The 23,750-nt window shown below is 62.2% G+C and carries 16 protein-coding genes; 11 read left to right on the top strand and 5 right to left on the bottom strand.

Translation table 11 applies throughout. From position 1 onward, the window contains the following. Position 1 precedes the first annotated feature (1 nt). Positions 2-1,816 (top strand): TonB-dependent receptor plug domain-containing protein, encoded by a 1,815-nt coding sequence (locus ACDC67_RS10705; RefSeq protein WP_376693003.1) that lies wholly within the window; start codon positions 2-4, stop codon positions 1,814-1,816. Here the strand turns inward: ACDC67_RS10705 and ACDC67_RS10700 are convergent. The 3 genes from ACDC67_RS10700 to ACDC67_RS10690 are packed head-to-tail and all read right to left on the bottom strand — an operon-like array spanning position 1,810 to position 5,220. After that, entirely contained in the window at positions 1,810-2,901 is a 1,092-nt protein-coding gene (locus tag ACDC67_RS10700) for an ABC transporter substrate-binding protein (RefSeq protein WP_376693001.1), read from the bottom strand. The genes ACDC67_RS10705 and ACDC67_RS10700 overlap by 7 nt on opposite strands. Beyond that, positions 2,888-4,636 (bottom strand): chloride channel protein, encoded by a 1,749-nt coding sequence (locus tag ACDC67_RS10695; protein WP_376692999.1) that lies wholly within the window; start codon positions 4,634-4,636, stop codon positions 2,888-2,890. Before ACDC67_RS10695 ends, ACDC67_RS10700 begins: the two co-directional genes overlap by 14 nt. 11 nt (positions 4,637-4,647) lie before the next feature. Next, positions 4,648-5,220 (bottom strand): NnrU family protein, encoded by a 573-nt coding sequence (locus ACDC67_RS10690; protein WP_376692998.1) that lies wholly within the window; start codon positions 5,218-5,220, stop codon positions 4,648-4,650. Positions 5,221-5,379: 159 nt separating this feature from the next. Between ACDC67_RS10690 and ACDC67_RS10685 the strand changes: the two genes are divergently transcribed. The 6 genes from ACDC67_RS10685 to ACDC67_RS10660 all read left to right on the top strand — a co-directional run bounded on the left by ACDC67_RS10685 (position 5,380) and on the right by ACDC67_RS10660 (position 16,912). Continuing rightward, positions 5,380-8,595 carry a DEAD/DEAH box helicase gene (locus tag ACDC67_RS10685; RefSeq protein ID WP_376692996.1) on the top strand — a complete coding sequence of 1,072 codons (3,216 nt, stop codon included), beginning with the start codon at positions 5,380-5,382 and terminating at the stop codon, positions 8,593-8,595. Beyond that, the gene (locus ACDC67_RS10680) at positions 8,592-9,749 is read left to right on the top strand and encodes a hypothetical protein (protein ID WP_376692994.1); all 1,158 of its coding nucleotides are present in this window, start codon (positions 8,592-8,594) and stop codon (positions 9,747-9,749) included. Before ACDC67_RS10685 ends, ACDC67_RS10680 begins: the two co-directional genes overlap by 4 nt. A gap of 89 nt (positions 9,750-9,838) precedes the next feature. Continuing rightward, positions 9,839-10,183: a hypothetical protein gene (locus ACDC67_RS10675; protein WP_376692992.1), complete on the top strand. Its 345-nt coding sequence runs from the start codon at positions 9,839-9,841 to the stop codon at positions 10,181-10,183. Between the two features lie 391 nt (positions 10,184-10,574). Continuing rightward, complete coding sequence (locus ACDC67_RS10670; RefSeq protein WP_376692991.1) at positions 10,575-11,813, top strand: DUF6361 family protein; 1,239 nt, start codon at positions 10,575-10,577, stop codon at positions 11,811-11,813. Beyond that, the gene (locus tag ACDC67_RS10665; protein WP_376692989.1) at positions 11,806-13,629 is read left to right on the top strand and encodes a phospholipase D family protein; all 1,824 of its coding nucleotides are present in this window, start codon (positions 11,806-11,808) and stop codon (positions 13,627-13,629) included. Before ACDC67_RS10670 ends, ACDC67_RS10665 begins: the two co-directional genes overlap by 8 nt. A 31-nt stretch (positions 13,630-13,660) precedes the next feature. Continuing rightward, positions 13,661-16,912, top strand: a complete 3,252-nt coding sequence (locus ACDC67_RS10660) for a helicase-related protein (RefSeq protein ID WP_376692987.1) — start codon at positions 13,661-13,663, stop codon at positions 16,910-16,912. A 250-nt stretch (positions 16,913-17,162) separates the two neighbouring features. On the opposite strand, the gene ACDC67_RS10655 is transcribed toward ACDC67_RS10660, so the two are convergent. After that, positions 17,163-17,465: a hypothetical protein gene (locus tag ACDC67_RS10655; RefSeq protein ID WP_376692986.1), complete on the bottom strand. Its 303-nt coding sequence runs from the start codon at positions 17,463-17,465 to the stop codon at positions 17,163-17,165. 587 nt (positions 17,466-18,052) lie between these two features. Between ACDC67_RS10655 and ACDC67_RS10650 the strand changes: the two genes are divergently transcribed. The 4 genes from ACDC67_RS10650 (at position 18,053) to ACDC67_RS10635 (ending at position 23,321) form a co-directional block, all read left to right on the top strand. Beyond that, a complete protein-coding gene (locus tag ACDC67_RS10650) occupies positions 18,053-18,553 on the top strand; it encodes a hypothetical protein (protein ID WP_376692984.1) in 501 nt (166 codons plus the stop codon). A gap of 81 nt (positions 18,554-18,634) precedes the next feature. Next, the gene (locus ACDC67_RS10645; RefSeq protein ID WP_376692982.1) at positions 18,635-19,099 is read left to right on the top strand and encodes a hypothetical protein; all 465 of its coding nucleotides are present in this window, start codon (positions 18,635-18,637) and stop codon (positions 19,097-19,099) included. Between the two features lie 74 nt (positions 19,100-19,173). Continuing rightward, positions 19,174-19,812, top strand: coding sequence for a hypothetical protein (locus tag ACDC67_RS10640; protein ID WP_376692980.1), 639 nt, complete (start codon positions 19,174-19,176; stop codon positions 19,810-19,812). A gap of 3,002 nt (positions 19,813-22,814) precedes the next feature. After that, on the top strand, positions 22,815-23,321 hold the full coding sequence (locus ACDC67_RS10635; RefSeq protein ID WP_376692978.1) for a hypothetical protein: 507 nt from the start codon (positions 22,815-22,817) through the stop codon (positions 23,319-23,321). A 175-nt stretch (positions 23,322-23,496) separates the two neighbouring features. Here ACDC67_RS10635 and ACDC67_RS10630 read toward each other — a convergent pair. Then, a partial coding sequence (locus tag ACDC67_RS10630) for a hypothetical protein (protein WP_376692976.1) occupies positions 23,497-23,750 on the bottom strand: 254 nt, incomplete at its 5' end.

Genomic DNA, 23,750 nt, shown 5'->3' with positions numbered 1-23,750 from the left:
CGTGAAAATCAGGTCATGGCCGATCATCGCCGCGTTCCTCGCGGCGCTCGCCCTTGCCCCGCAGCCCGTCAAGGCCCAGCAGCCCAGGGTCCTCGATCCGCTACTGGTCAGCGCCAGCCCGGCCGGCGACTCGCTGGCGGATCGCTTCCAGTCGGTCACCGTCATCGGCCGCGAGCAGATCGAAACCTGGCCGGCGGCAACGCTGTCGGGGCTGCTCGCCGGCGTGGCCGGGGTCGACGTCCGGCGTCGCGGCGAGCCCGGCGTGCAGGCCGATGTCGGCATCCGGGGCACCGGCTTCGAGCAGACGGTCATCCTGCTCGACGGCATGCCCATGGGCGATCCGCAGACCGGCCACCACAACCTGAACCTGCCCGTGCCGGTCGACCACATCGAACGCATCGAGGTGGTCAAGGGCCCGGGTGCGATGGCCTACGGCGGCAATGCCACCGGCGGGGTGATCAATATCGTGACGCGGCGCGGCGGCGACGCCTCGCTGGCCGGGCAGGTGCGGACCGGTAGCCACGACACCCGATCGGGTGGTTTCTCCGCCGCCGCGCCCTGGGGCGACAGCGACCATCGACTGAGCCTTGACCACCTGCGCACCGACGGCCATCTGTCGGGACGCCGGGCCGATGCCGAGTTGAATCGCGGGCTCTATACCGGCGGCGCCGGACTGGGCGAAACGGACCTGCGTTGGGGCCTGGGCGCGGAAGACCGCGACTTCGGCGCCTGGAAGTTCTACACCGCCGACTTTCCCGACCAGCGCGAGCGCACCCAGTCGCGCACCGCCTGGCTGGCGGCCGACACCGACGCGGGCGACTGGACGCTGACACCGCAATTGTGGTGGCGCGAGCACGACGACTGGTTTCGCACGCTCGTGGCCGGCAACGCATTCATCAATCGTCACGCCACCCGAGTGCAGGGCCTGCGACTGTCAGGCCGGCGCGACTGGGGCGGCGGCGTGAGCGCGCTCGGAGTCTCGCATTCGCGCCAGCGCATCGACTCCAATGCGCTCGATCGGCACGATCGCGACGAGACCCAGGCCTGGCTGGTGCACCGCCAGCCGCTGGGCGAGCGCACGGCCGTTGAAGCCGGTGTTTCGCTGGTCGACTACAGCGACTACGGGCGCTACGGCCTGCCGACGCTCGCCGTTCGGCACCGGCTGAATGAACGCTGGACGGCCTTCGCCTCATGGGCGCGCTCGGCGCGCGTGCCTTCCTACACCGAGCTGTTCTTGCAGACCGGTGGCAACCTGGGTAACCCGGAACTGGAACCCGAGCGCTCCGACTACGCCGAGGCGGGGTTGCGCTTTCGCGTCGGCGCACACCGGATCAACCTGGCCGCGTTCGAGCGCCGCACCGACACGCTCATCGACTGGGCGCGTGAGCCGGGTGAAGTTCAGTGGCAGGCCGGCCAGTTTGACGGTCACCGCAGCCGCGGCGGCGAGCTCGAGTGGCGCTGGTTTCCCGAGCAGCGCTGGCTCGAACGCGTGGACCTGGCTGCAACCGTGCTCGACACCGAGCTTGACGCGCGCGGTCTGGAGATCAAGTACGCGCTCGACTACCCCGAGCGGGGCGTGACCGGCGGCGCGGTCTGGCGGCTGGGGGAGTCCGTCCGGCTGACCACGCGTGCTCGCTACCAGGATCGGAACACGGGCGAGTCCGGAACCCTGGTCGACCTGCGCCTGGGGTGGCGGGCATCGAAGGTCGAGTTGTTCGTCGAGGGCAACAATCTGCTCGACAAGCGCCTGGTGGAGGCCGGGTTCGCGCCACTGCCGGGGCGATGGCTCTACGCCGGCATCCGCGCGGACTATTGAGCTTTCTCGTCTTCTTGTTCGCTTGCGAGCCACTCGTCGAAACGCTGGCGGATGCGCTCGAGGGTGTGCGCGTACCAGACGATGTCCTTGGCTACCGCGTTCGCGCTGTTGTAGGCGTGTGTGGGAATGTGCGGGCGCATGTCGATGCCGGTTTCGGGGTGGCGCCGGATCTGGGCTTCGGCCGAGTGCCGCGCTGGCCCATAGGCCAGCCGCTCGGCCAGCTCGATCAGCGGTTCGGTCTGCGTGGCAAAGCGAATGAAGCGGCGCGCCGCCTCGGGCCGGTCGGCATCGGCCGGAATCACCCAGGTCTGGTATTCCTTCACCTGGCCGTCCCAGATGATCTCGATGCTGCTGTCGGGATCGAGCTGGGCGTTGAAGAAGCGGCCGTTGTAGCCTGATGCCATGACCGCCTCGCCGGACTCGAGCAGTCGAACCGGCTCGTCGCCGGCCTCCCACCAGATGATGGATTCGCGAATTTCTTCCAGGCGTCTGAAAGCCAGCTGCAGGCCGCGCGGTGTCGACAGCAGGTTGTAGAGCTCCTGGCGCGGCACGCCGCTGGCCAGCAGCGCCCACTCCATGTTGTCGGCCGGTGTCCTGCGCAGCGCACGCTTGCCCGGATAAGTTTCGGTATCGAACAGGTCGGCCACCCGGCCGGGACGCTGGCCGGAGAACGCCCGATTGTCGTAGGCGATGACGGTGGCGTAGACGGTGTGCGTGATGGCGCAGCGGTGGCGCGCGCCGCCGATGAAATCGTTACGGGCGGGCGTGCCGTCACTGCCCGGCGGCAGTTCCAGATCGTCGATCGGCTCCAGCTGGTCTTCCGCGCAGGCGGAAAGGGATTCGCTCATGGCCATGTCGACCAGGTCCGGCGGCTGTTCGAGAACCCCGGTGCCGCCGTTGTAGGGCACGGTCTCGACGGGAATGCCGGTCTCGGCTTCGAACGGCTCGAACAGCACCTCGCGCTGCACGCGCTCGTAGGCGCCGCCCCAGGTCGCGATCACGAGTGGCTCCTCCCCGGCCGCGACCGGCGCGGCGGTCAGGCCGGTCAGAAGCGCGCAAACCAATATCCGATCAGGCCGTGGCATGTTCCTCCCTGCGCATCCGCTCGAGCAATTCCAGGTAAGCGTTGATCAGTTCCGACTCGAAGACCGTTCCCACCAGGCGCCCGTCCTTGTCGAGGACCGCGACCCCCTCACCGACGAAGTGGCGCATCGCGTTCATCGCGTCCCAGACCGTTTCGTCGTCGCGCATGCTCAGCGCATTGCTGTCGCACCATCGCTGGGCCGGCTCGTCATCGTCGGCGGCAACGAGTTCGTGAAGATGGACGGTTCCGACGTAGTAGCCGCGGGCATCGACCAGGTAGGCCTCGGCCGAGCCGGCCTCGACGATCGCATCGCGTGCTTCACCCGCCCGGGCGTTCGGCCGGACCGTGACATAGTCGTCCGAAATCAGCTCCGCGAGCGTGTGCGTGCGCAGGATGGCGCGGCTGCGGCCGCCGGAGAGGTCGTGGCCGCGCTCGGTCAGCTGCCGGTCGAACAGGGAGCGTCCGAAGTATCTCGAGGCCACCAGGTTCGCCAGGGCCACGCTGGCCAGCGCGGCAATCGTCAGCGGGTAGCTGGCGGTCATTTCGAACACGATGATGACCGTCGTCAGCGGTGCACCGATGACCGGCGCGGTGACCGCCACCATGCCGCAGACGGCGTAGACCACCAGCGCCGACAGGTCCAGGCCGAAGACCGTCGCGACCACGCTGCCGAACAGCGCGCCGAACAGGCTGCCGATGACCAGCGCCGGACTGAACACGCCGCCGGCAAAACCCATCCCCAGGCACCAGGCGGTGGCCAGCAGCTTGAGCGTCATCACCAGCAGCAGCTCCCACTGGGTGAACGCCCCTTCGATGAAGGCCAGGCGCAGCGTCTCCGAACCCATGCCGAGGATGTCGGGTACCCACAGCGCGGTCAGGCCCAGCCCCAGGCCAGCCAGCGCCGGGCGCAGCACGGCCGGCACCTTCATGCGCCCGGCGACGCGGGCCATGCGCAGCAGCGCCGACATGTAGGCGACCGCCACGCCGGCGCTGGCGATGCCCAGGATGACGAATAGCCCGAATTCCCACAGATGGGCGACTTCCGCCTCGGCCACCTGGAACAGCGGCGGCTGCGGCCAGATCAACTGGGCGGTCACGTGCCCGAGCACGGAGGCCACGGCCACCGGCGCGAAGGCGCGCAGGGCGAAATGGCGCAGCACGACTTCGTGCGCGAACAGGATGCCCGCGATCGGCGCGTGGAAGACCGTGGAAATGGCCGCGGCCACGCCGCAGGCAATGGCGATGTTGTCGCTGCTCACGTCGGCGCGAAACAGCCGCGCCAATCCGGAACCGACGCTGCCGCCGACATGGACCAGGGGACCGTATTGCCCCACCGAGGCCCCCGAACCGAGGGAGACCAGGCTGGAAACGCCCGTGAGCAGTCCGGTGCGAAGGGGCAGCCGGCCCTTGCGGGTCTGGACGGCGGCGATCAGGTCGGCCGGCGAGTGCGGTCGCCGGTCGGGAATGAAGCGGTGCAGGATGCCGCCGACCAGCCCGCCGGCGGTGGGAACGATGATGATAGCCAGCGTGACCAGCCAGGCCTCGTCTTCCATCATCCGGCTGCGCGGCGAGATCAGCAGCAGGTCGTTGAGCCAGCCGATGGCGGCCACGAAGCCGTTGGCCAGCACCGCCGAGACCATGCCGGCCAGCGCGCCGAGCACGACGACCAGCGCCACCCGGCGCAGCAACTCGGCGGGTTCCTGTCGTTGGGGTGCCGATTCGACCGGGTCGCTCATCGGCCGGTCCGCTAGCTGATGACGGGAACGCCGAACAGGATCGGATGCAGCCAGAAGGCGAAGGCGACGTAGAGCGCCAGTCCGCCCACGACCACGATGATGTCGTTGGCGTGCGAGGCCGGCAGCTGCGGAATGTCACGCTTGGGCCGGCGCTTGAGCGAAATCCGGTCGACTACCGCCCAGACCAGGAAGCCGCCGAACAGCAGCACATCGGCCAAGGTGCCGTTGACCAGCAGATGGGCCAGCGCCCAGGCCTTGACCGCCACCAGCATCGGATGCCCCAGTGCCTGCTGAATGCGGCCGGGAAAATACGCCGCCAGTAGGGCCGGAAACACGAACAGCATCAGCAGCATGTTGACGTGGCGCAGGAAGGCCGGTGGCTGGTAAAGCCAGGTCGGGTCCATCCGCGCCTGGCCGTAGCCGATGACGATCAGCACCAGCCCGACGATGGCCAGCAGGCCGTAGACGCCCTTGAACGGCATCTCGCCCATCTTCGCGACCATTTGATCGCGCCAGCGCCAGGAGATGATGCTGATCGAGTGAGTGCCAAGAAACAAAATCAGACCGAGTACAAGCAGGGTCATCACGCTTTCCTCTTTCGTTGTCGATCCCTCATTCTGACCGAAGGGTCCGCGCGGTGGTCGTTGCGGTGACGGGCCTGCTTCGGTGCCGCTCAGCGACAGCGTAACAGCTTCAGCCCAACGGCCCGGTTACCATTGTCGGCTTTGCCGCCGCCGATCACGATGGACACCCGCCCGCACCTCGACCCCGGTTTGATCGATTCGCTGCCGCCTGAAAGCCGCCGTCTCGGAGGCTCCTTGCAGGCGGCCGGTGTCGTTCATCTGCAGCACCTGGGTCAGCACGATGGGCGGGTGATTGTCACCGGCATCGTTGGCGACAGCGAGCGAGATCATCGGGTGTATATCAGCCTCGAGGGCGGTCGGCTCGAGGCCGACTGTTCCTGCCGGCCCGGGGGCGACTGCGAGCACGTTGCAGCGCTGATGGCGGCGGCGGTGGCCAATCCGCGGCCGGCCCGGTCGGCGCCTGCGACAGGCGGGAAACCCGGTGCGCGATCGCCTGAATCGGGTATGCAATACATGGCCTGGCTCCTGCGGCTGTCGGAAGCCGGTGACGAGCTCAGCGTGTGTCCGTCCCGGGTGGCCGAAACCGCGCACGGACCCGTCGCCATCCCTTTCTCGCTGGCGCGCATCCACGATGACCGGCAGCCGGGCTACGTCGGAGAATCCGATCTGGCCATCCTCCACGCCCTGGCCGACCACGCCATCGATGCCGAAGGCCTGGTCTGGCACCCCCTGGCGGCGCATTCCGGCAGGCTGTTGGCCGACATCATCGCCACGGAACACTGTCATTGGCAGGATGCAGAAGGACCGACGCTCTCGCTCGGGAAGCCGCTGGAGGCCACGGCGCAGTGGCGACGCCTTGAGAGCGGCTGGCAGCAGCTGGTGCTCGAACCGGCGGCCACCGGCGGGCTGATTCGGCTTCCGCTGGCGCCGCCGTGGTGGCTGGATTCGGATAGCGGGCGCTGTCATCGGCTGGAGAGTGCACTCGAGACGGAGCAGTTGACCCGATTGCTGGCTGCCGGCCCCGTGGCCCCCGAGGCTGTCGACGAAACGGTCTCCTGGCTGGCCTCGGCGCCGGAGACATTTCCACGCCCGGCGGCGCAGACCGTGACGGAGGTGGCGGCCGGGCCGTCGCGCGCACGACTGGCCCTGGGCATGATCGAAATCGGGCGCGACGGGTATTTCGAGCGTGAGCCGTCGGCGCGCCTGCTGTTCGACTACGGCGCATATTCCTTCGACTGGGACGAGGCCTTCGATACGCGTGCCGACGGCCCCGGACGGGTGGTGCGTATCGAGCGCGATAGCGCCGCTGAACAGGCCTGCCTGGATGAGCTGCTCGGCGCCGGCCTGATCGCCGTGCACGAGCTGCGCGACCGCGATTACGGCGCGGGCGAGGGGGGGCGCTGGGTCGCGCGTGACCGGCGGCGAGAAGCCGCCGTCTGGATCGACTTCCAGCGCCGTTTCGAGGCCCTGCGCCGGACGGGCTGGTGCATCGAGATCGCAGAAGACTTCGTGCCGCAACGCATCGAGCCCGAGGATTGGTACGGCGAGATGGTCTCGCCCGAAGAGGGCGCCGTTGCCCTCGATTTCGGTATCGTTTGGCGCGGTCAGCGGCAGTCCCTGATCGCCGCGCTGGCAAGCTGGCTGGAACTGGCGCCGGAGGCGCTGCTGCGTGACTTGCTGCTGGGCGATCCCGGCGAGGGTGAGGTCAGCCTGTGGCTCGATGAGCAGCACGTGGTCGCGATGCCTTTTCCCCGGCTGGCGGCGACGCTGCGAGCGCTGATCGACAGCCCGGCCGACCGCCAGGCGATCGCTTCGAACCGGGTCGTTGTGCCGCGCTCGCGCCTGGTCGAGGTCGCTCAAGCCGCCCGTCACTGGTCGATGGGCGGCGAGCCCGAACTCGCGGCTTTGAGCCAGCGCCTGGCCCGCTTCGAGGGCATCGAGCCGGCCGATCCGCCCGACGGTTTCCAGGCCCGGCTGCGCGAATACCAGCGTTATGGACTGGGCTGGCTGCAGTTCCTGCGCGAGTTCGGCTTCGGCGGCATCCTGGCCGATGACATGGGGCTGGGCAAGACGCTGCAGACCCTGGCTCACGTTCTGACCGAAAAGCGCGCCGGGCGTCTGCAGCATCCCTGCCTGGTCGTCGCCCCGACCAGCCTGTTGTTCAACTGGCGCGCCGAATCCAGGCGATTTGCGCCCGAGCTCAAGGTATTGATGCTGCACGGGCCGAATCGACGGGGGCTTTTCGGCTGGATCAAGGAAAACGACCTGGTGCTGACGTCCTACCCGCTGGTTCTGCGGGATATCGGCTGGCTGGTCGAGCACGAGTTCGAACTGCTGGTGCTCGACGAGGCCCAGGCGATCAAGAACCCGCGCGCCCGCGTCAGCCGCCTGGTACGTCGACTGCGCGCCCGCCATCATCTGTGCCTGACCGGCACACCGCTGGAGAACCACCTGGGGGAATTGTGGAGCCTGTTCGACTTTCTCATGCCGGGCCTGCTCGGCAGCCAGACGCACTTTCGCCGCCACGTTCGCAATCCGGTCGAGCGCCACGGCGAAGATGCCCCGCGGCAGTGGCTCGAACGCCGCATCCGGCCGTTTTTCCTGCGCCGCAGCAAGCGTGAGGTTGCGCCCGAACTGCCGGCCAAGACCGAGATCACGCGCCGTGTCGCGCTGACCGAAGCCCAGCACCGGCTCTACGAGCGCACCCGGGTGGTTCTGCACGACAAGGTGCATCGTGCGCTGGCGGAAAAAGGGGTCGAGAAGAGCCGGATCGTGGTTCTCGACGCCTTGCTGCGCTTGCGACAGATCTGTTGCGACCCGCGCCTGATCGCGGCCGGCGAGCGCATGAGCGCGGTGGATTCAGCCAAGCTGCAGCTGCTGATGGAACTCCTGCCGGAGCTTGTCGCCGAGGGCCGGCGGGTGCTGCTGTTCTCGCAGTTCGTCGGCATGCTCGAATTGATCGAGCGCGCCGTGCGCGAGGCCGGCATCGATTACGTCAAGCTCACCGGCCGCACGCGCAATCGTCAGCGGGTGGTCGAGCGCTTCCAGACGGGCCGGGTGCCGCTTTTCCTGGTCAGCCTCAAGGCCGGCGGTGTCGGGCTGAACCTGACCGCGGCCGATACCGTCATTCACTACGATCCGTGGTGGAACCCGGCCGTCGAGGACCAGGCCACTGACCGCGCCCACCGCATCGGACAGGCGCGCAAGGTGTTCGTCTATCGCCTGCTGGCCGAGGGCACGATCGAGCAGAAGGTGTTCGAGCTGCAGCAGACCAAGCGCGGACTGATCGAGGGCCTGCTCGGCTCCGGCGGTGCGGCATCGCTCGAGGTCGAGGACCTGCAGGCGCTGCTCGCGCCGCTGGAGGAGCCGGCGTGAACGCGCAGCATATCCAAATGCTGGTTGACCGCCTGGTCGCCCGCGACGGCTGCTATCGACCGGTCGAACTGCTCAAGCGGCTGCGCCGTCTCGAACCGGCGGATGAGCGTCGCTGGCTGCGCAACGAGATCGATGTGCTGGAGGATGTCTTCTACGGGCATCCCGGTTGCTGTCTTGAGCTGCTTCGCATTGCCGAGGAATGGGCCCGAAGGCTTGACCTGGAGTGCAGCGACGAAGCGGCGGCCGGCCGGCGCGTGTTCCGCGTTGCCGGTGCCGACGCGATGTTTCACCGCAGCTGGTCTCGCCGGGCAAGCGACAGCCAGCAGGACCTGTTCTTCGATGGCGGGCAGACCGCCGCACGCAAGTCGCTCGAGCGCGCGCTGCTCGAAGCCGACGCCGCCGGCGCCGAACGTGAACTGGCCGAAATGGCCCGCGCGGGTGCGAACGAGGCGGTGCAGGTCGATGCCGAGCATCTCGTTGGCGCCATTGCCTGGCTGCGCCAACCCTCACCGGATGCGGAAGAACTGATCGCCGAGATCCGGGGTGATCTCGGCCAGCGCGCCCGGCGCTTCCTGGGGCGCGACGACGGCGAGCGCTACCTCGCGCATTTTCGGCGCTCCCTGGCCGAGAATGCAGCAGCGGCGCGCTTCGAGGCCGAACGGCCCGGTCGCCATCGAAGCGCCTTCCTGGAGGAGTTGGCCGACTGGCCCGCCGTGATCGAGTCTGTCGAGGCCGTGGCCGAATACCGGCAACACGCGCCGCTGCTGACCAGGCTGCTGCGTGCGTTCCTGGCGACCGGCGAGCGTCAACGGGCGCTCGCGGCCCTGGCGCTGCTCTGCTGGCGGCATCCCGACTCCGCCGAGCAGTGGCTGGAGACGACAGCCGACCCTGATATGGCCGAGCGCGTCGCCCGTTTCTGGGACCTGGAACCGCCCCTGCCGATCGGGCAGTTCCCCGCCTGGCTGGCGGCGATCGGCGCTCCCGTGCCGCCGCCCGAGGATGACGACCATTCAGATCACGCCGAGCTGCTGCACCGCGCGCAGCGACTGCGCGCCAACCCCGCCGAGCGCGGCCCCCGGGAATGGCTTCAGCAGCACTACCCGGAACTGATGGGGCATTGGCTTGGCCGGCAGCGGAGGAGCGACCGGTCTTAGCCAGTCATCCGGGCCCGGAACGAAAAACGCCGGCCAGGTAGACAAGGCAGGACAACCCTACATCCTGGATCCTGTATCCGGTTAGGGCCATGTTGGCCCAGACATCGGATGTGGCACGCATAGTGGGCGTACTGCATGATGTGGCGGAGGATACTGGCTACTTACTGGAAGATCTGCGCCAGGATGGTTTTGGGAATGAGGTTCTTGAGGCGCTTGAAGCTGTTACGTGCCGCAACGACGACACTTACGAGGAGTTTATTCAGCGGGCGGTTTCTGCCGGCTCCATTGCTTGGTCGGTCAAGTACGCCGATCTGCTAGAAAACTGTGATTTGAGCCGAATCGCAGAGCCTCGACAAAAAGATTACGACCGAATTGCGAAATATCGAAGAATGCTAGACCAGTATTTTCATAAAGAAATTAGAAGTGGTCTGTAGCGTCCGGGTTGTGACGTCTAACAAGGGTTGTTGATGAACCCTTGCGTCGGCGCAAGAATCCTTACAGAAATAACTTCAGAGGGGGTAGTGCCTGATTGAGTTGCCATCGGTGACCGGTTGTGGAACTTGAAGTCCGACTGAATTGCGCGGGGGGCAGACAGCTCGTGGCTCAACTTGACCGAGTAGCCAGGGACTGGCAGGCTGTCAACGGCTTTGGCTACTGGGAGGACTGCAAGAATTCCTGACACTCAAATTGGCACCAAAGCTCCCCAATAGGCCTCGTCGTGAGGGTTCGAAGTGTGTGTAGATTGGTGGAAGTCCACGTGATCGACGAAGGTGTTCATGAAGTACGGAAAATCCATCGCGGGATGATGCATGGATGGGGGCGCTCATGAGCTCATCATTGTCTTGGCTTGATTACTCCGACACGGAGCGCCGCCGCGTTCTCGATGTGGTTCGTTCTCTGAGCGAGAAGGACACGCGCGACGAATTGGGATTGGCAACAGTCCGTGATGCGCTCGCGGATCTGCTTGCGCCAGGAGTGTCGACGATCCAGACGCGTGCCCGATATTTCCTGTTCATTCCTTGGATTTATCAGCAGATCGAAAGTCGGGTCGGCAAAAGGCGAGGTCAGGTGACCAAGGACTGGGTAGCGCGAAAGGCCCGAAATGCTGAAGTCGATCTCATCGGGCATCTGCTGGAGTCCGAGGATTCAAGGGGAACAATCGGGAGCTGGTCCGGGAAGAGTCTGAAGCGGCTCCCCAGCAGCGTGTACTGGAACGGGCTTTCGGAGTGGCGGATCCGTCTCTGCCCGTGGTCGCTGGATTCGTATCACCACCGGCTTGCGGTCCACGGGCCACCGGAGGTGGGCGACGGTATGGATGGCGGTTGGCCGAACTGGCGCCCCGGCCTCCCGCTGCCTCCGAATGGTTTTCCGGAAGGTACGAGTATGCAGCTGCGGCTCGAGGAAGCCGAGTATCTGCGTGACCGTATTCTAGAGACCCACCCGAACTCACTGCTCGGGCAGCTTGCATTGGGCACGAGCGGAGCGTTCGACGTGGAGTCACCCTGGGAGGTGCTGGATCTCGGTGTCGATTTACCGCCGGATGTGGCCAACAACGTTCGCCACGCCCGCGAGTTCTCGCTCGCCATGCACGGCGCGGTGCTCGTATACAACGTGATGCTGGCGGAGGCGCTCGCCGAACCGAATCCGGAATGGGTTGATCATTACCGGAGTATGTTAGCCGAGTGGTCTGACGAGATTATGGCTCGGTCGAACGAATTTTCGTCATGGGACCGCTCCGATTTCTGGCGAACTGTTGCGCGAACGCGTTCCAACGTGCCGGTGGGGAGTCGCCAGTTCATCAACAGCTGGCTCGATCGACTGCTTGCTGCGGATGATGCTTCCTCGCTGGCCGATCACCCGAAGGTCCGTTATCTTATCGACAATCGTGAGCGTCAGCTCAAGAAGGCGCAGGCCCGATTGCACAATCCCAGACTGCTGGAGTTGTGGAACGGCGAGACTGGTTCCGGGACGGCCCGCATGAATTACCGCTGGCCAGTCATGCGCGACCACCTCGCCGACATTCACGAGGCCCTCGACCATCAGTCGGAGGCCCGGAGTGCTTGACCCCCAGGATCGGCGCCTGCTGCTGGACTGCGTCAAGCCACCCGAGGGGTATGACCTCGATCAGGCCATCGGCACCACCTACTCGCTCGATCTCTACGCCCTGCTGGGTGTGCCGGTGGCCGCCGCCTTCCGGGATGCAATGAGCGAGGACGGTCAGGCCGATCCCCTGGCTACGCTGGAGGCGCTTCGCCGATACGCGGACCGAATCCACGTCTTCTGCCAAGCGGGCGAGATCCACGTGCCGCGCGGCCAGCAGCGCTTGTTCGCGTATCTAGAGGACTGCGTGATTCCTGTCGCCGCGGCGAGCGAGCACGGCGTGTTCCATCCAAAGTGCTGGCTGTTGCGTTTCGTGGACTCGAACGATGACGTGCGGTACCGGTTCGTCTGTCTCAGTCGGAACTTGACCTTCGACCGCTCCTGGGACACGGCACTGGTGTTGGATGGGTCACTGGAATCGAAGCGCGTAAGTGATCCCGATCCCAGGCCGCTGCGTCGATTTATCGAAGCCCTGCCTGGTTTTGCCATGAGCGAATCCGAAAGTGCGCAGGCCGCCGTGGATCGGGTGCTGGGTGAGGTGAATCGTGTGCGTTTCGAGTGTCCGCCGGGGGCGGAATCGCTCCGGTTCTGGCCTATGGGTGTGCGCGGCAGCAAGACGCCGGCGTTCGAGCCCCAATACCGGCCATTGCTCGTCGTTTCTCCGTTTCTGAGCGAGGGTTGGGTCGTGCGTCACGCAGAGGGGCGTCGCGCCGCGAAGCTGGTCAGCCGCGAGGACCAGCTGCAGGTGCTATCGGGAGAGACCCGTGAATTGTTCGACGAGCTTTTCACCTTTTCGCAGAACGCGACGCCCGAGGAAGATGTCGAGGCGCAGGGTGAGGACGAGAATCTGCTCTCCGGCCTCCATGCCAAGTTGTACGTGATGGATGACGGCTGGCAGGCTCGGGTATGGACGGGCTCGGCTAACGCGACCGAGGCGGCATTCCGTCACAACGTCGAGTTCCTCGTGGAGCTCGCCGGCCGGAAGAAGAACCTCGGAATCAAGGCGCTCCTCGAAGAGGGCAATGGTGAGGCCGGATTCCGAGACCTGCTCGAGTACTGGCAACCGCCCACGGAGGAAGTCGAAGAGACCAATGTGGTGGGTCAGAGACTGGACGATCGGTTGTGGCAGGCGCGACGAGCCTTGGCCAGTGCAGACCTTAGGGTCTCCATTGAAACTACCGACCAGAAACCGCCCTATGTGCTTCGAGTCGGGGGTGAATGGCCGGAGCTCGGTGATGGGCTGACGGGGCAGGCCTGGCCGATTGGCCTGGAGGAGCGGCGGGCACGAACGATCAATGGCGGCAAGCTCGATTTCGGTGCGGTGACGCTGGAAGCGCTGACCGCCTTCGTTGCCGTCGAGTTGACTGCACGCGAACAGGACGAGAGCCGGAAGAGCCAATTCGTGCTGCGTCTGCCCGTTGACGGTCTGCCGGCCGATCGGGGCAGCCGATTGCTGCGCAGCATGCTGCAGGACCGGCGAGAGTTCATGCGACTGCTGATGATCCTGCTGGCGGACGACAGCATCGAGGCGATCATGAATGCGGGCATCGGACACGGTGGCTGGAGTGGTGAATTCCGCATCACGGGGTCGGACGACACGCCGCTGCTCGAGTCCTTGCTCAAATCGCTGGATCGCTCCCCGGAGCGACTAGATCAGATCAAGCGCCTGCTCGATGATCTGGGAGAGACGGGCGATCTGGACGAAATGCTGCCCGATGGGTTTCTGCCTGTCTGGCAGGCCGTATGGGCCAATCGCAAGTCGGCGGTGAAGGATGCCTAAGGCAGGTATCGAGAAGCCGGATACTGAGCAGATGCTCGCTGCGCTGAAACCCTTTCAGCGGGATACGGTCGAGCACGTGTTCCGGCGCATGTACACCGATCCCGACTGCACGCGGCGGTTCCTGGTTGCCGATGAGGTGGGCCTCGGCAAGACGATGGTGGCCCGGGGTGTGATCGCGCGTGCAATCGAACACCTGCAGGACAAGATCGAGCGCATCGATATCGTCTATATCTGCTCGAATGCGGACATCGCCCGCCAGAATCTGCAGCGACTGAATCTCACCGGTTCCCGGGAGGCGGCACAGGTCGGGCGGCTGACCATGCTGCCCGCGATGTTGCCGCAAATGGATAATCGACTGAATTTCGTGGCCTTTACGCCCGGCACCTCGTTTCACATGGGGAACAGTACCGGCAAGTGGCAGGAACGGGCTCTGCTTTACTGGATGCTGGAGGACCTGGACCTTCTGCCGGTGTCGGAGCGGGGGAAGGTGCTGGGCGGTGGCGGGCCGAAATTGTTCCAGGGCGGGGTCAATGATCTTCGGGATTGGAAACAGCGGCTTCGCGCGCGCTATCTCCCGGGAATCGGATACGTGGAGATCGAACCGGATCTGCTGCGCAGGTTTGGGGATGCCATCGACCGCGAAGCCGTGCAGGCCGATAGTGGTGGGCGGAGTTCACTGCACGACCGGATACACGAGGTCTGCGCGGCGCTGAAGGGGGTGCCCATCAGGAACACGTCTGACGAGCTCTGGCGGAGAATGCAGCGGATCGTGGGAGAACTCCGACGGGTGCTGGCCAATGCCTGTCTGACTGCCCTGGAGCCGGACCTGGTCATCCTCGACGAGTTCCAGCGATTCAAGGAATTGCTGGATCCCGAGAACGAGTCGGGGGAGCTGGCCCATCGTCTGTTCGAATTCGCCGAGGGAGACGTGAGCGTCCGTACCCTATTGCTCTCCGCGACTCCCTACAAGATGTACACGTTGCACGGCGAGGCCGAGGATGATCACTACCGTGACTTCATGCAGACGCTGCGATTCCTGTTCAATGACGATGACGAGGCCGGACAGGTCGAGGCGTTGTTCAAACGCATGCGGCGTTCGCTGTACCGGATTCCCTCGGCCGGACCGGAAGAGGCCTTGGAATGCCGCTCCGGGGTGGAACAGCATCTGCGCAAGGTAATGGTGCGGACCGAACGGGCACGTGCCAGTGATTCCGGTGACGACATGCTGATGGAAGTGCCGGACTCGCAACCAGCGCTGTCGAGAACCGATGCGGGCCGCTACCTGGCGCTGCAGCGAATGATCCGGTCCGTCAACGGCCCCGACATGATCGAGTATTGGAAGTCGGCACCGTACCTGCTGAACTTCATGGACGATTACAAGGTCAAGCATCTGGTCCGTGATGCACTGAAAGTGCGGGGCAATGAGTCACTGACCCGGGAGTTGCGCCGGCACCAGTCACTGCTGCTGTCGGAGGAGGCAGTAACCGCCTATCGCGCCATCGACCCGGGCAACGCGAGACTCCGCATGTTACTGGAGGACGTCATTCGTCAGGGGGTCTGGAACATGCTCTGGCTGCCACCGAGCCTGCCGCCCTATGGTCTCCAGGGAAACTATGCCAGGGTCGATCCCGGCCGGGTGACTAAGCGACTGATCTTCTCGGCATGGACCGTTGTGCCGAAGACGATCGCTGCACTTGTCAGTTACGAGATCGAACGCCGCCTGCACACCCGCTTCGACGAGCAGGCGGAGAACACGCAGCAGGCTCGCGAGTCGATGTCACGGTTGCTGCGGCTGGACGTCCGCGATGGCCGCCCCATCGGGTTGCCTCTGTTCACCTTGCTCTATCCCTCCAGTGTTCTCGCCCGTGTGGGTCGCGAGGCCCTGCTGAGCGCGTCCCGGGATGCGGATGGCGAAACACCAGACCTGAGATCCGTGCTGCGGCATGCCCGTGAAGCCATTGAACAGTTGTTGCCGGCAGTTGTGCCGGGGCAGCTGGAAGGTCGCACGGACGAAGCCTGGTACTGGGTCGCACCGATTCTGCTCGACCTCGAAGACGACGGGGAGAACGCCTGGGCCTGGTGGGCGCGCGAGGATCTGGCTTACGAATGGACCCATGACGAGCGGGAGGCCTACGCGGAAGGCTGGACCGAGCATCTTGAGCACGCATGGCGAATCGTTCAGGGCCAGCGGCCGAGCGGGCGTGCGCCAGAGGATCTGGTGGAGTTGCTCGCGCGAGTCGCGATTGCCGGTCCCGCCACCAGCGCGTTGCGCAGCCTACGATCCGTCTCGGGTCATTGCGCGGCGGATACTCCGGTCTGGCTGCGCGACGGAGCGGCACGCATAGGCTGGAGTTACCGTCGGCTGTTCAACCAGATCGAGACCTCGGTCCTGATCCGCGGCGGATACCGGTCGAAGACGTCCCAGCCCTACTGGCGTCAGATTCTGCGTTATGCGTTGGAGGGTGGCCTGACCGCGGTCAATGACGAGTACTTACATATGCTCGCTGAGTCCACGGCCGCATCCAGACAGGCCCCCGAGGCCGCGTGCACTCGCATCGTCGAGGCCTTTGAGGAAGGCGTGGCGCTGCCCGCCAGCCGCGTGGAGTGGGACGAGATCGGTTTCGAGAATGGCGATCCGGAACTGCAACGCAAGCGCCTGCGAACGCACTTCGCCGTGCGCTTCGGCAAGGCGGAAGGGGATGACGGCAGCGGAGTGACTCGAGAGGATCAGGTGCGTGCCGCCTTCAACTCCCCGTTCTGGCCGTTCGTGCTCGCATCCACCTCGGTCGGGCAGGAAGGGCTGGACTTCCATCCCTATTGCCACGCCATCGTCCACTGGAACCTTCCGGGCAATCCGGTGGACATGGAGCAGCGCGAGGGACGAATCCACCGGTACAAGGGGCACGCTGTCCGCAAGAATCTGGCATCACGTTATTCCGCAACGGGGCGCGAAGCCGTAGACAAGGATTGCTGGCGGTCGATGTTCGATCGTGCCCGCGATGAGTTGCCCGGCCACGCCACTGGCCTGATTCCCGACTGGATCTATCCGATCGATGGCGGCGCCCGCATCGAACGGCATGTGCCGGTGTTGCCGTTCAGCCGGGACACTCGCAAGTATGAGCACCTGCGCCGCTCCCTCGCCGCCTACCGAATGGTATTTGGCCAGGCGCGGCAGGAAGACCTGGTGGCCTATTTGCTCGAGCACGTGGGGCCCGATCGGATCGAGGGGCTGGCACGCGAGCTTCGGATCGACCTGAGTCCTCCGCGTGTTGAGATCAGGTAGGACGGCGCTGCTGCCCGATGAATTCCACCGTTCTCCCAAGGAGCCGGACGCTGGATACACGATAGCCCGCCTGATATGCTCAATTTCTCACATTGCTCCATGCTCGAGTCGCGGCGTACGGTCAGGGGCATGTTGGGTTGTTTGGTGGCAAGGGGTTAGCTTATTCCCTTGTGGGTGCCGTAATCTCCGTTATGGCTACAAGCCAGTGCAGCCGGTTTCCGGTCAGATTGGCAGCAAGGCGCCCAGTGGCTCACGAGCCATCGTCGTCCACGATGTCGCCCTGCCAGGAGCGAGTGGTCCGGATGGCCTCATCCAGTTGCTGCAGGTAGTCGGCGAGCCACTGTTGCAGACCGGTATGGTTCTTGGTCCATGCTCGAAATTCGGTGACTTCGTCGTCACTCCAGTCTGATTTTCCCTCGAGTACTTCGTGGACCAGGAGGCCAGACGCGTACTTCGGACAATCCGGTGGCGTGCCTTCGCGTTCGTCGAAATAGACGACCGGTAACAGTTCAGCCAGGTCCTGGGTCTTCCGAATCGAGGTCCTCGTTAGCATCACGGCATTCAGCGCACCAGTCTCGTCAGCCTGCCTGACTGCCTCAATCAGTCCCGGTTCACCCACGGCCACGTGTCGTCCAGACTCGAGTTGCGGCATAACTTCGCTCGCATTCGTGAGTTTGCTGCCAGTGTGCCTGATACGCGGGCGCCCTTGTGGGCTTCCCCTATTTCGTGACCGCCGCAATTTGATCGCGGGCATTTGGGCCTGATTGTGCCGGCGGCGATTATCTCTAGGCCAGTCGGGGGCGAGCGCGTCGATAGCGCCGCGGTCGGCCGGCGTCAGGTGATTGGACATTTCAGAGGCGAGCAGCTCAGCACAAAGCAGGGTAGAGGCTGGCCGAGGGAGGTGAGGGCGGTACTGAAACTGATTTCGGGCCGGATGCCGTGGGCGTTGAGAGAGGGCTCGGTGCCCGTGCCCAGGATTCTCACATTCTGAGAAGTTCGAGTGCGATCCTATGAATGTCAGAGTCGCGTTTGACAACCCTGATTCGCATCCAGAAAAAATAGGGGAAAGTGTCGCAGACCCCGTCAAGGAAGGCATCATCTATGGGAATTTTGGATCGAGCGAAGCCGAATCATCGCGAAATGAGCAGTAATCAGCAGGCAGTGCGTGGGGACGCGCCGGCGACCTACCTGACCGGCACCGGCCGGGATTATGCCGGGCTCGAGTCGAACGACCGGGCCGTCAAATTCTGGGTGCCGGAGCCGGTCTGGGAGGCGCTGTGGGAACTCGCGGCCTACTATGACAGTGACCTGTCGAGCGTGGTGCGCCATGTCCTGTTCGCCCATGTCTACGGCCACTACGATTTTCTGGCGCTCGCCGAGCGCGGTGACCAGCGGTTCCTGCCGCAGGGCGAGAAGGAGGCGTTTTTGGATGTGCCCATGTACTCCCGCTCGGCTGCCGCCGACAACCGGACAGCCGAGCTGGGCAAAAACGACCACGACCTGAAGGTGTGGATGCCACAAGCTCTGGCCAGTGAGCTTGAGCAGCTCGCGGGGAGAACGGATATCAGCCGATCCGAATACATCCGGGAGACGCTGGTCAGCCACCTGTTTGGCCGCGTGCAGCTACCCGACAGGCGTTGACCCTATGCCAATGGGTTGGGTCTAGCTGAATGGCCGGTTTGATCAAAAATCTGAAACACGGAGGTGACAACGATGCAACAAGTGAGCAAATCCATTTCCATGATGATTCGCGTGGGGCTCGTTTCCGGGCTCCTTATTCTCTCCCAGGGGATTTTGGCCGACGAGTACCTGGGCAACCTCAGCGCCAATCCATACGGGGCCGACTCCACTGCCAATCCCTATGGCGCCGGGAGCAGCTACGACCCGAATAGCATCGGGAACCCCTATGGCCCCTATGGCAACCCCTATTCGAACCATAGCGCCACCAACCCCTACGCGACGCAGGCGCCGAAGCTCTACGACTCGCAAGGCAACTACCGGGGGCGGCTGAGCACCAACCCCTACGATCCCGATTCGATTTCCAATCCCTACGGCCGTTTCGGGAGCCCCTACTCGTCGGAAAGCATCAACAATCCCTACGGGGCGGGGAATCCTTATCGCCAGGATTCGCCGAACAACCCTTACGGGAGAGGATGGAAGATCATCGGGGAGGACGGGTCGCCGTGAGCGCGGCTTGATCCACATGAGGTTGCCTTGGCAGGCTATGGGTATGAGCGGCCAGATACGGACGGAGGCTCTTGGTGAGGAGAGGAAAACGAACGCATATCGGCGTAGCCGCCTGGCATGAAGCCGGACACGCCCTGGCGGCCATGCGAGAAGGCCGCTGGGTGGTCGCGGTGGCGGTCAGCAACTCCCTGCCCGGCTCCGGCGTTACAAGGCAGTTGGTGAAACGAAGGCGCAACCGCTTCAATCCGGTCGTCGGGCCGGGTAATGCCCGGGCCGCGTGGGAAGATACCCTGGCAGCGTATCGGGCAGAACTGCGCGTGTCGCTAGCAGGCCCGCTGGCCGAAGCCAAGGCGGTCAATCGCCCGCTGCGTGCCATCGGTGCCCGCATGGACTTGGAGACGTGCCGGTTCCTGGCCCAGCGCCTGCAGACTTTGCGGGAGTACGTCGAGGATCTGGGTGTCGACTGTGGTGCACCAATCGCGGAACGCTTTAACGAGGAGCGCAAGCGAGTGCGCCGCTGGCTTGCCCGGCCCGTCAACTGGCGGGCGATCGAGAAAATTGCCTGGCAGCTCAGGCGCAAGCGTCAAATCACCGCGCAGGAGGTTTTTGCCTGCTACATGGAGGCTAGGGCCGGGCACCAGCAAAGCCTTCTCTTGTCGTGGGATGCACCCGACCCAGCTCAAACTGCAAGAAATTTGAGGCAGGCTGCATGACCGAGTGCCGGGGCCGCTACATCGTAACGGTCGGGAACGTTATCCACGGCGTCTTTCCGAAGTCGTCGGAGTACCCGATGATCGCCAAGTCGGACTTCATTCCGTGTGAAGTTTTCTATGACGCCGAACCGACGCAAATGGAACTGGATCTGACTGGGAGCTATTCAACCCAGTCGCGGCCGCGGGAAGACATGTCGCAAATTCGTTGACGGATGTCACATTTGGAAAGGCTGTGCGCGTCACAGCGCCTCTCAAGAATACAAAGGAACCAGACAAAAGACGCAGGAGGTGCAATTGGCAACAGATGAAAGAGGGATCGCAATTGCGGTAGAGGCCCAACCTGGCCAGTTTGCCGGCTCAATTGCTCGATCGGTCAAGTGTGCCGATTTGCTAGACCAATAGCTCAGTAGACCCTGCGGAGGACTGTTCGGATGGGGCAGTGCCCGGTTGGTGCGCTGCCATTGCCCGGTTGCGGCATCTGTGAATTCCGGCTGAGCTACAAGCCCGAGGATCGATCGACATCCCGCTAAGCGACGTGACGTCCAGCCGAGGCGCCCAATAGCCCTCGTCGTGAGGATCAGAAGCGTCTATGATGTCGGGAAAGCCCAAATAACTTGAGTGAAACGCCGATTGATAGTGCTCACGCCTGAAGATTTGCCGTGATCTCGCGTTATGGTAAAAAGGGCAGGAAGTAAGAGGGGTTAAGCAGCTTAGCAGAATACAAGCTCTACTGAGATGGAGGCTGAGATAGCTTATTCGAAATAGGAAATCTAAACTGGCAGGGGCTTCATGCAATTTGTGAAAACGATAACATGGTTTTTAGCGTTTACCCTGATAGTGGCTGGGTGTGGAAATGGAGAGTGAGCCACGGCTGACCACCGAGGCGTTTCAGATCAAGAGCGTGAGATCAGGAACCTTATTGCGGATCGAATACATAGGGCGCAAGAGGAGGGGGCAGAGCCAGACGGTCTCTACTCTGTTTACATATTGGATGAGCTTGGCGAACCGCGTTTTAGAAACATCAAATTTATTCGGCCAGAAGAGGAAAACGAGAGAGTCGTATGCGGAGAAATCTCATTTGGTCTTTTTGATGAGCGCAACACGCTAATAACAACGTTTATAGTGCTCGGGGATTATGTGAATATAGGCACAAGAAATGACCAGTGCGGTTTGGGTGAGGATATTTGCATGGAATTGCAAGGTAAAGCGAGGGCCGACTTGGGAGAGGTTCAAAAATCCTTGGAATCTAGGGCGTCAACCGGGAGGGCTCCCTCACTTCAACAGAAAATTGACGCTGCTCGGAATTCTCTCGACTCTGCGACCGCTCAATGTTCTAATCATAAAGTCGCCAGCGTGCTCGATTCATATAGAGCAATTTTAGACTCCACCGAGGCCATTTATGGGAATTGAGGAAGACACGTACCTTCAAAGGCGAAGCGGCCCATTGGTGCTACCGTTTCCGGCGGATACAACCCCACTCATACGGAGGCATCCGAAAAACCGACAACTCTCCTGCGGATACGCTTTGCTGAAAGCCCTAGCACGTCCGAAGGGCCCCAGGCTGCTCCCTTGTGGCTTCCGTAATCCCTAGCATGGCTACAATCCAGTGTAGACAGTGCCTGGTTGAACGGGCATTGTGTCGGCGGAAAGTTCGGGGTCTTTCCAAAATCGTCCGTGTGATCGGAATAGAGCCCGTTTGGGACCTTTAAAAATTCGGTATATATCTGCTGAGAAAATGAGATGAATAAAGCACATGCCTTTGCATTAGTGTGTTCCGCAGTTCTCTGGGGATTCCTGACAGTTGGTTGCTCAAGCTCTATCGAGGAATTCGAAGACGATTGCATTAGGAATAGCGGTGATGCCGGGCACTGCGCGTGCATGAGCAATCAATTAGCGATGGTGCTCACTGACGACGAGCTAGAGAAACTTACCGAAGTTATGGCTTCCAAGCCGTCTTCTTTAAATGACTTTCGGGATTCTCTCAACGGAAAAATCCATCAGGCTGTAGTTTCAGCAACGTGGCATTGTGTATAGTTCGACCGGGAACTGTTATTAAAAGGCAAATACGTGCGCCGATCCACCTTCTTTATCGAGCGGTCCTGGCCGAACTAATGGCTCAGTTCTTCGTGCGGAGCATCGTTCAGTTGCAAGATTTCCTAGGTCACCAGACCTTTGAGCTATTTCCGTTGCGCTGCCTGACGCTTGAGCTTTCCAATTCGTGGCGGGCTTCCAGCTCTTCGAGGGTCGTTCGAGCGAACCTCCGGGTCAGCTCCGTAATAATGCGGCCCGCTCGTAAGCTCCCCGGAGTTAAAGCAAAGTTTCTGAGGCGGCTGTAAGTATGCTCAATCTTTTCAAACGAAATACTATATGGGAGGCTTGTTGTGAAAGATACGGTAAACTCACTCAACCAGGGTAGGCTATACAGAAGGCTCGTCATAGCCTCGGCCTTACTTCTTCTCCTTGGCATATTCTTGGCCTCGACAAAGCCATCGGAGAGCGCTTTTTATAGATGGCTTGCCAGTAATGCGGAAGCGAGTTCCGGAAGATCGTTGGGAGAGACTGGCTTTACATTATCGTGGATCAGAACCGGCGGCATCTCTAGATATCAAGATTATGCAGTTTTTGCTGTTGTTGATTCTCGTCTTGACACGTTCGGTGTGTTTAATTCGAGCGGAAATTACCGGCGCCGCTTTATTGGTATTGCTGGGCAGTGGATTCCTCTAGATGGTCCAAAGTCGAGATATACCGAGGATGAATTTCTTTATTGAGTTATTGATTCTGGATAAGTGAGTTAGTTTAACGCGGCAAGAGAGTTAAAGTATAAGTTGAAGAGGGTTAATAATTATAGGGGGAGTCGGCATCAGAAAACGATTATGGAAGGTGCTCGTAAGGACTTAGGGGTTGTTTTGCAGCTCGTAATAAGCCATTTAGTTAGTTGCTTAAGGCAAAGCCTGTAAAGTATTTGGTTGAAATGTCTGTATAGTTAGTTTAGGGGTTCTTTTATGAAGAAGATTATGATCGCCGTTTTAGTACTTATTGCGGTTCAAGGTTGCTCCAAGGAACTCACCCAATCCGAACGCATGATTGAGATCGTTCGTTCATATGGCGGCACACCTGTTGATTCTACATTGATAATGGACTTTGCTGCCAATCTAAATTCAGAGCGTCAAGATTCTGACGATTCAATTAGTTTTAGGTCAGAGGGGGTTTCTCTTCGCTTGGAGGAGGATCGTGTGTACGCGATTTTCCTCGCATCTGGTCATACTGATGGATGTTTGACACTTAGTGATAAGCGCTATCGTGGCGAACTTCCATTTGGTCTCAGTTTTGGTCGAACGCAGGAAGTATTAGATCGTTTTGGTGTGCCCGAGAGGGCATATACCCATATGGGAACTGGAATGCTCGAGTGGAAAGTAGAAGGCGTTCGTGTTGTCGTTAATTTTGATGATCCCACGGATGAAGAGTTAGGGACTATTTGTCGAATAATGCTTGTGAATAAAAACTTGTAAATAAACTCTCTCCGGAAAATTGACGTTTTAGCAAAGTGAGTCGCCTTGGGTTTTGGACACTGAGAAGTCATATTATGATGATGTAGAGCCGGCGTCAGAATGGGGGGGGAAGCACAAAACTGGCGAACTCAAGGTTAACGTAATTTGGCGGGTTATTCTGACCGTACCTCGAAAATCAGGCCTGTGCCGAATGAGGGAATTCATTGTCTTGGGTGGCGAGGGTTTCGCCTGTCCCCTTGTTGGTGCCATGGGCCCTGTCATTAGGGCAGGTCGGACGGTAATCCCCCCGGAAATCAGCCGGCGCCAAAATCTGCCAGGCGGGCAGCGAACCCCCCTCTGTCAGGATAGTTGTGTGTGCCGCAGCAATGCGGTTTCGGTCGGCGAGAGCTGACCGGGCAGCATGAGAAGCTGCCGAAGTGATGGCGGAAC

This window comes from Wenzhouxiangella indolica, from assembly GCF_042310355.1.
Taxonomy (GTDB): domain Bacteria; phylum Pseudomonadota; class Gammaproteobacteria; order Xanthomonadales; family Wenzhouxiangellaceae; genus Wenzhouxiangella.
Note: the sequence above shows the minus strand (reverse complement) of the source record. Positions and strands in the feature narration are given on the sequence as shown.

Excerpts from the sequence above, each read along its gene's own strand:
- ACDC67_RS10700 (WP_376693001.1), bottom strand. The coding sequence starts at position 2,901 with ATGCCACGGCCTGATCGGATATTGGTTTGCGCGCTTCTGACCGGCCTG.
- ACDC67_RS10695 (WP_376692999.1), bottom strand. The coding sequence starts at position 4,636 with ATGAGCGACCCGGTCGAATCGGCACCCCAACGACAGGAACCCGCCGAG.
- ACDC67_RS10690 (WP_376692998.1), bottom strand. The coding sequence starts at position 5,220 with ATGACCCTGCTTGTACTCGGTCTGATTTTGTTTCTTGGCACTCACTCG.
- ACDC67_RS10685 (WP_376692996.1), top strand. The coding sequence starts at position 5,380 with ATGGACACCCGCCCGCACCTCGACCCCGGTTTGATCGATTCGCTGCCG.
- ACDC67_RS10675 (WP_376692992.1), top strand. The coding sequence starts at position 9,839 with ATGTTGGCCCAGACATCGGATGTGGCACGCATAGTGGGCGTACTGCAT.
- ACDC67_RS10670 (WP_376692991.1), top strand. The coding sequence starts at position 10,575 with ATGAGCTCATCATTGTCTTGGCTTGATTACTCCGACACGGAGCGCCGC.
- ACDC67_RS10660 (WP_376692987.1), top strand. The coding sequence starts at position 13,661 with ATGCTCGCTGCGCTGAAACCCTTTCAGCGGGATACGGTCGAGCACGTG.
- ACDC67_RS10655 (WP_376692986.1), bottom strand. The coding sequence starts at position 17,465 with ATGCTAACGAGGACCTCGATTCGGAAGACCCAGGACCTGGCTGAACTG.
- ACDC67_RS10650 (WP_376692984.1), top strand. The coding sequence starts at position 18,053 with ATGAGCAGTAATCAGCAGGCAGTGCGTGGGGACGCGCCGGCGACCTAC.
- ACDC67_RS10635 (WP_376692978.1), top strand. The coding sequence starts at position 22,815 with ATGAAGAAGATTATGATCGCCGTTTTAGTACTTATTGCGGTTCAAGGT.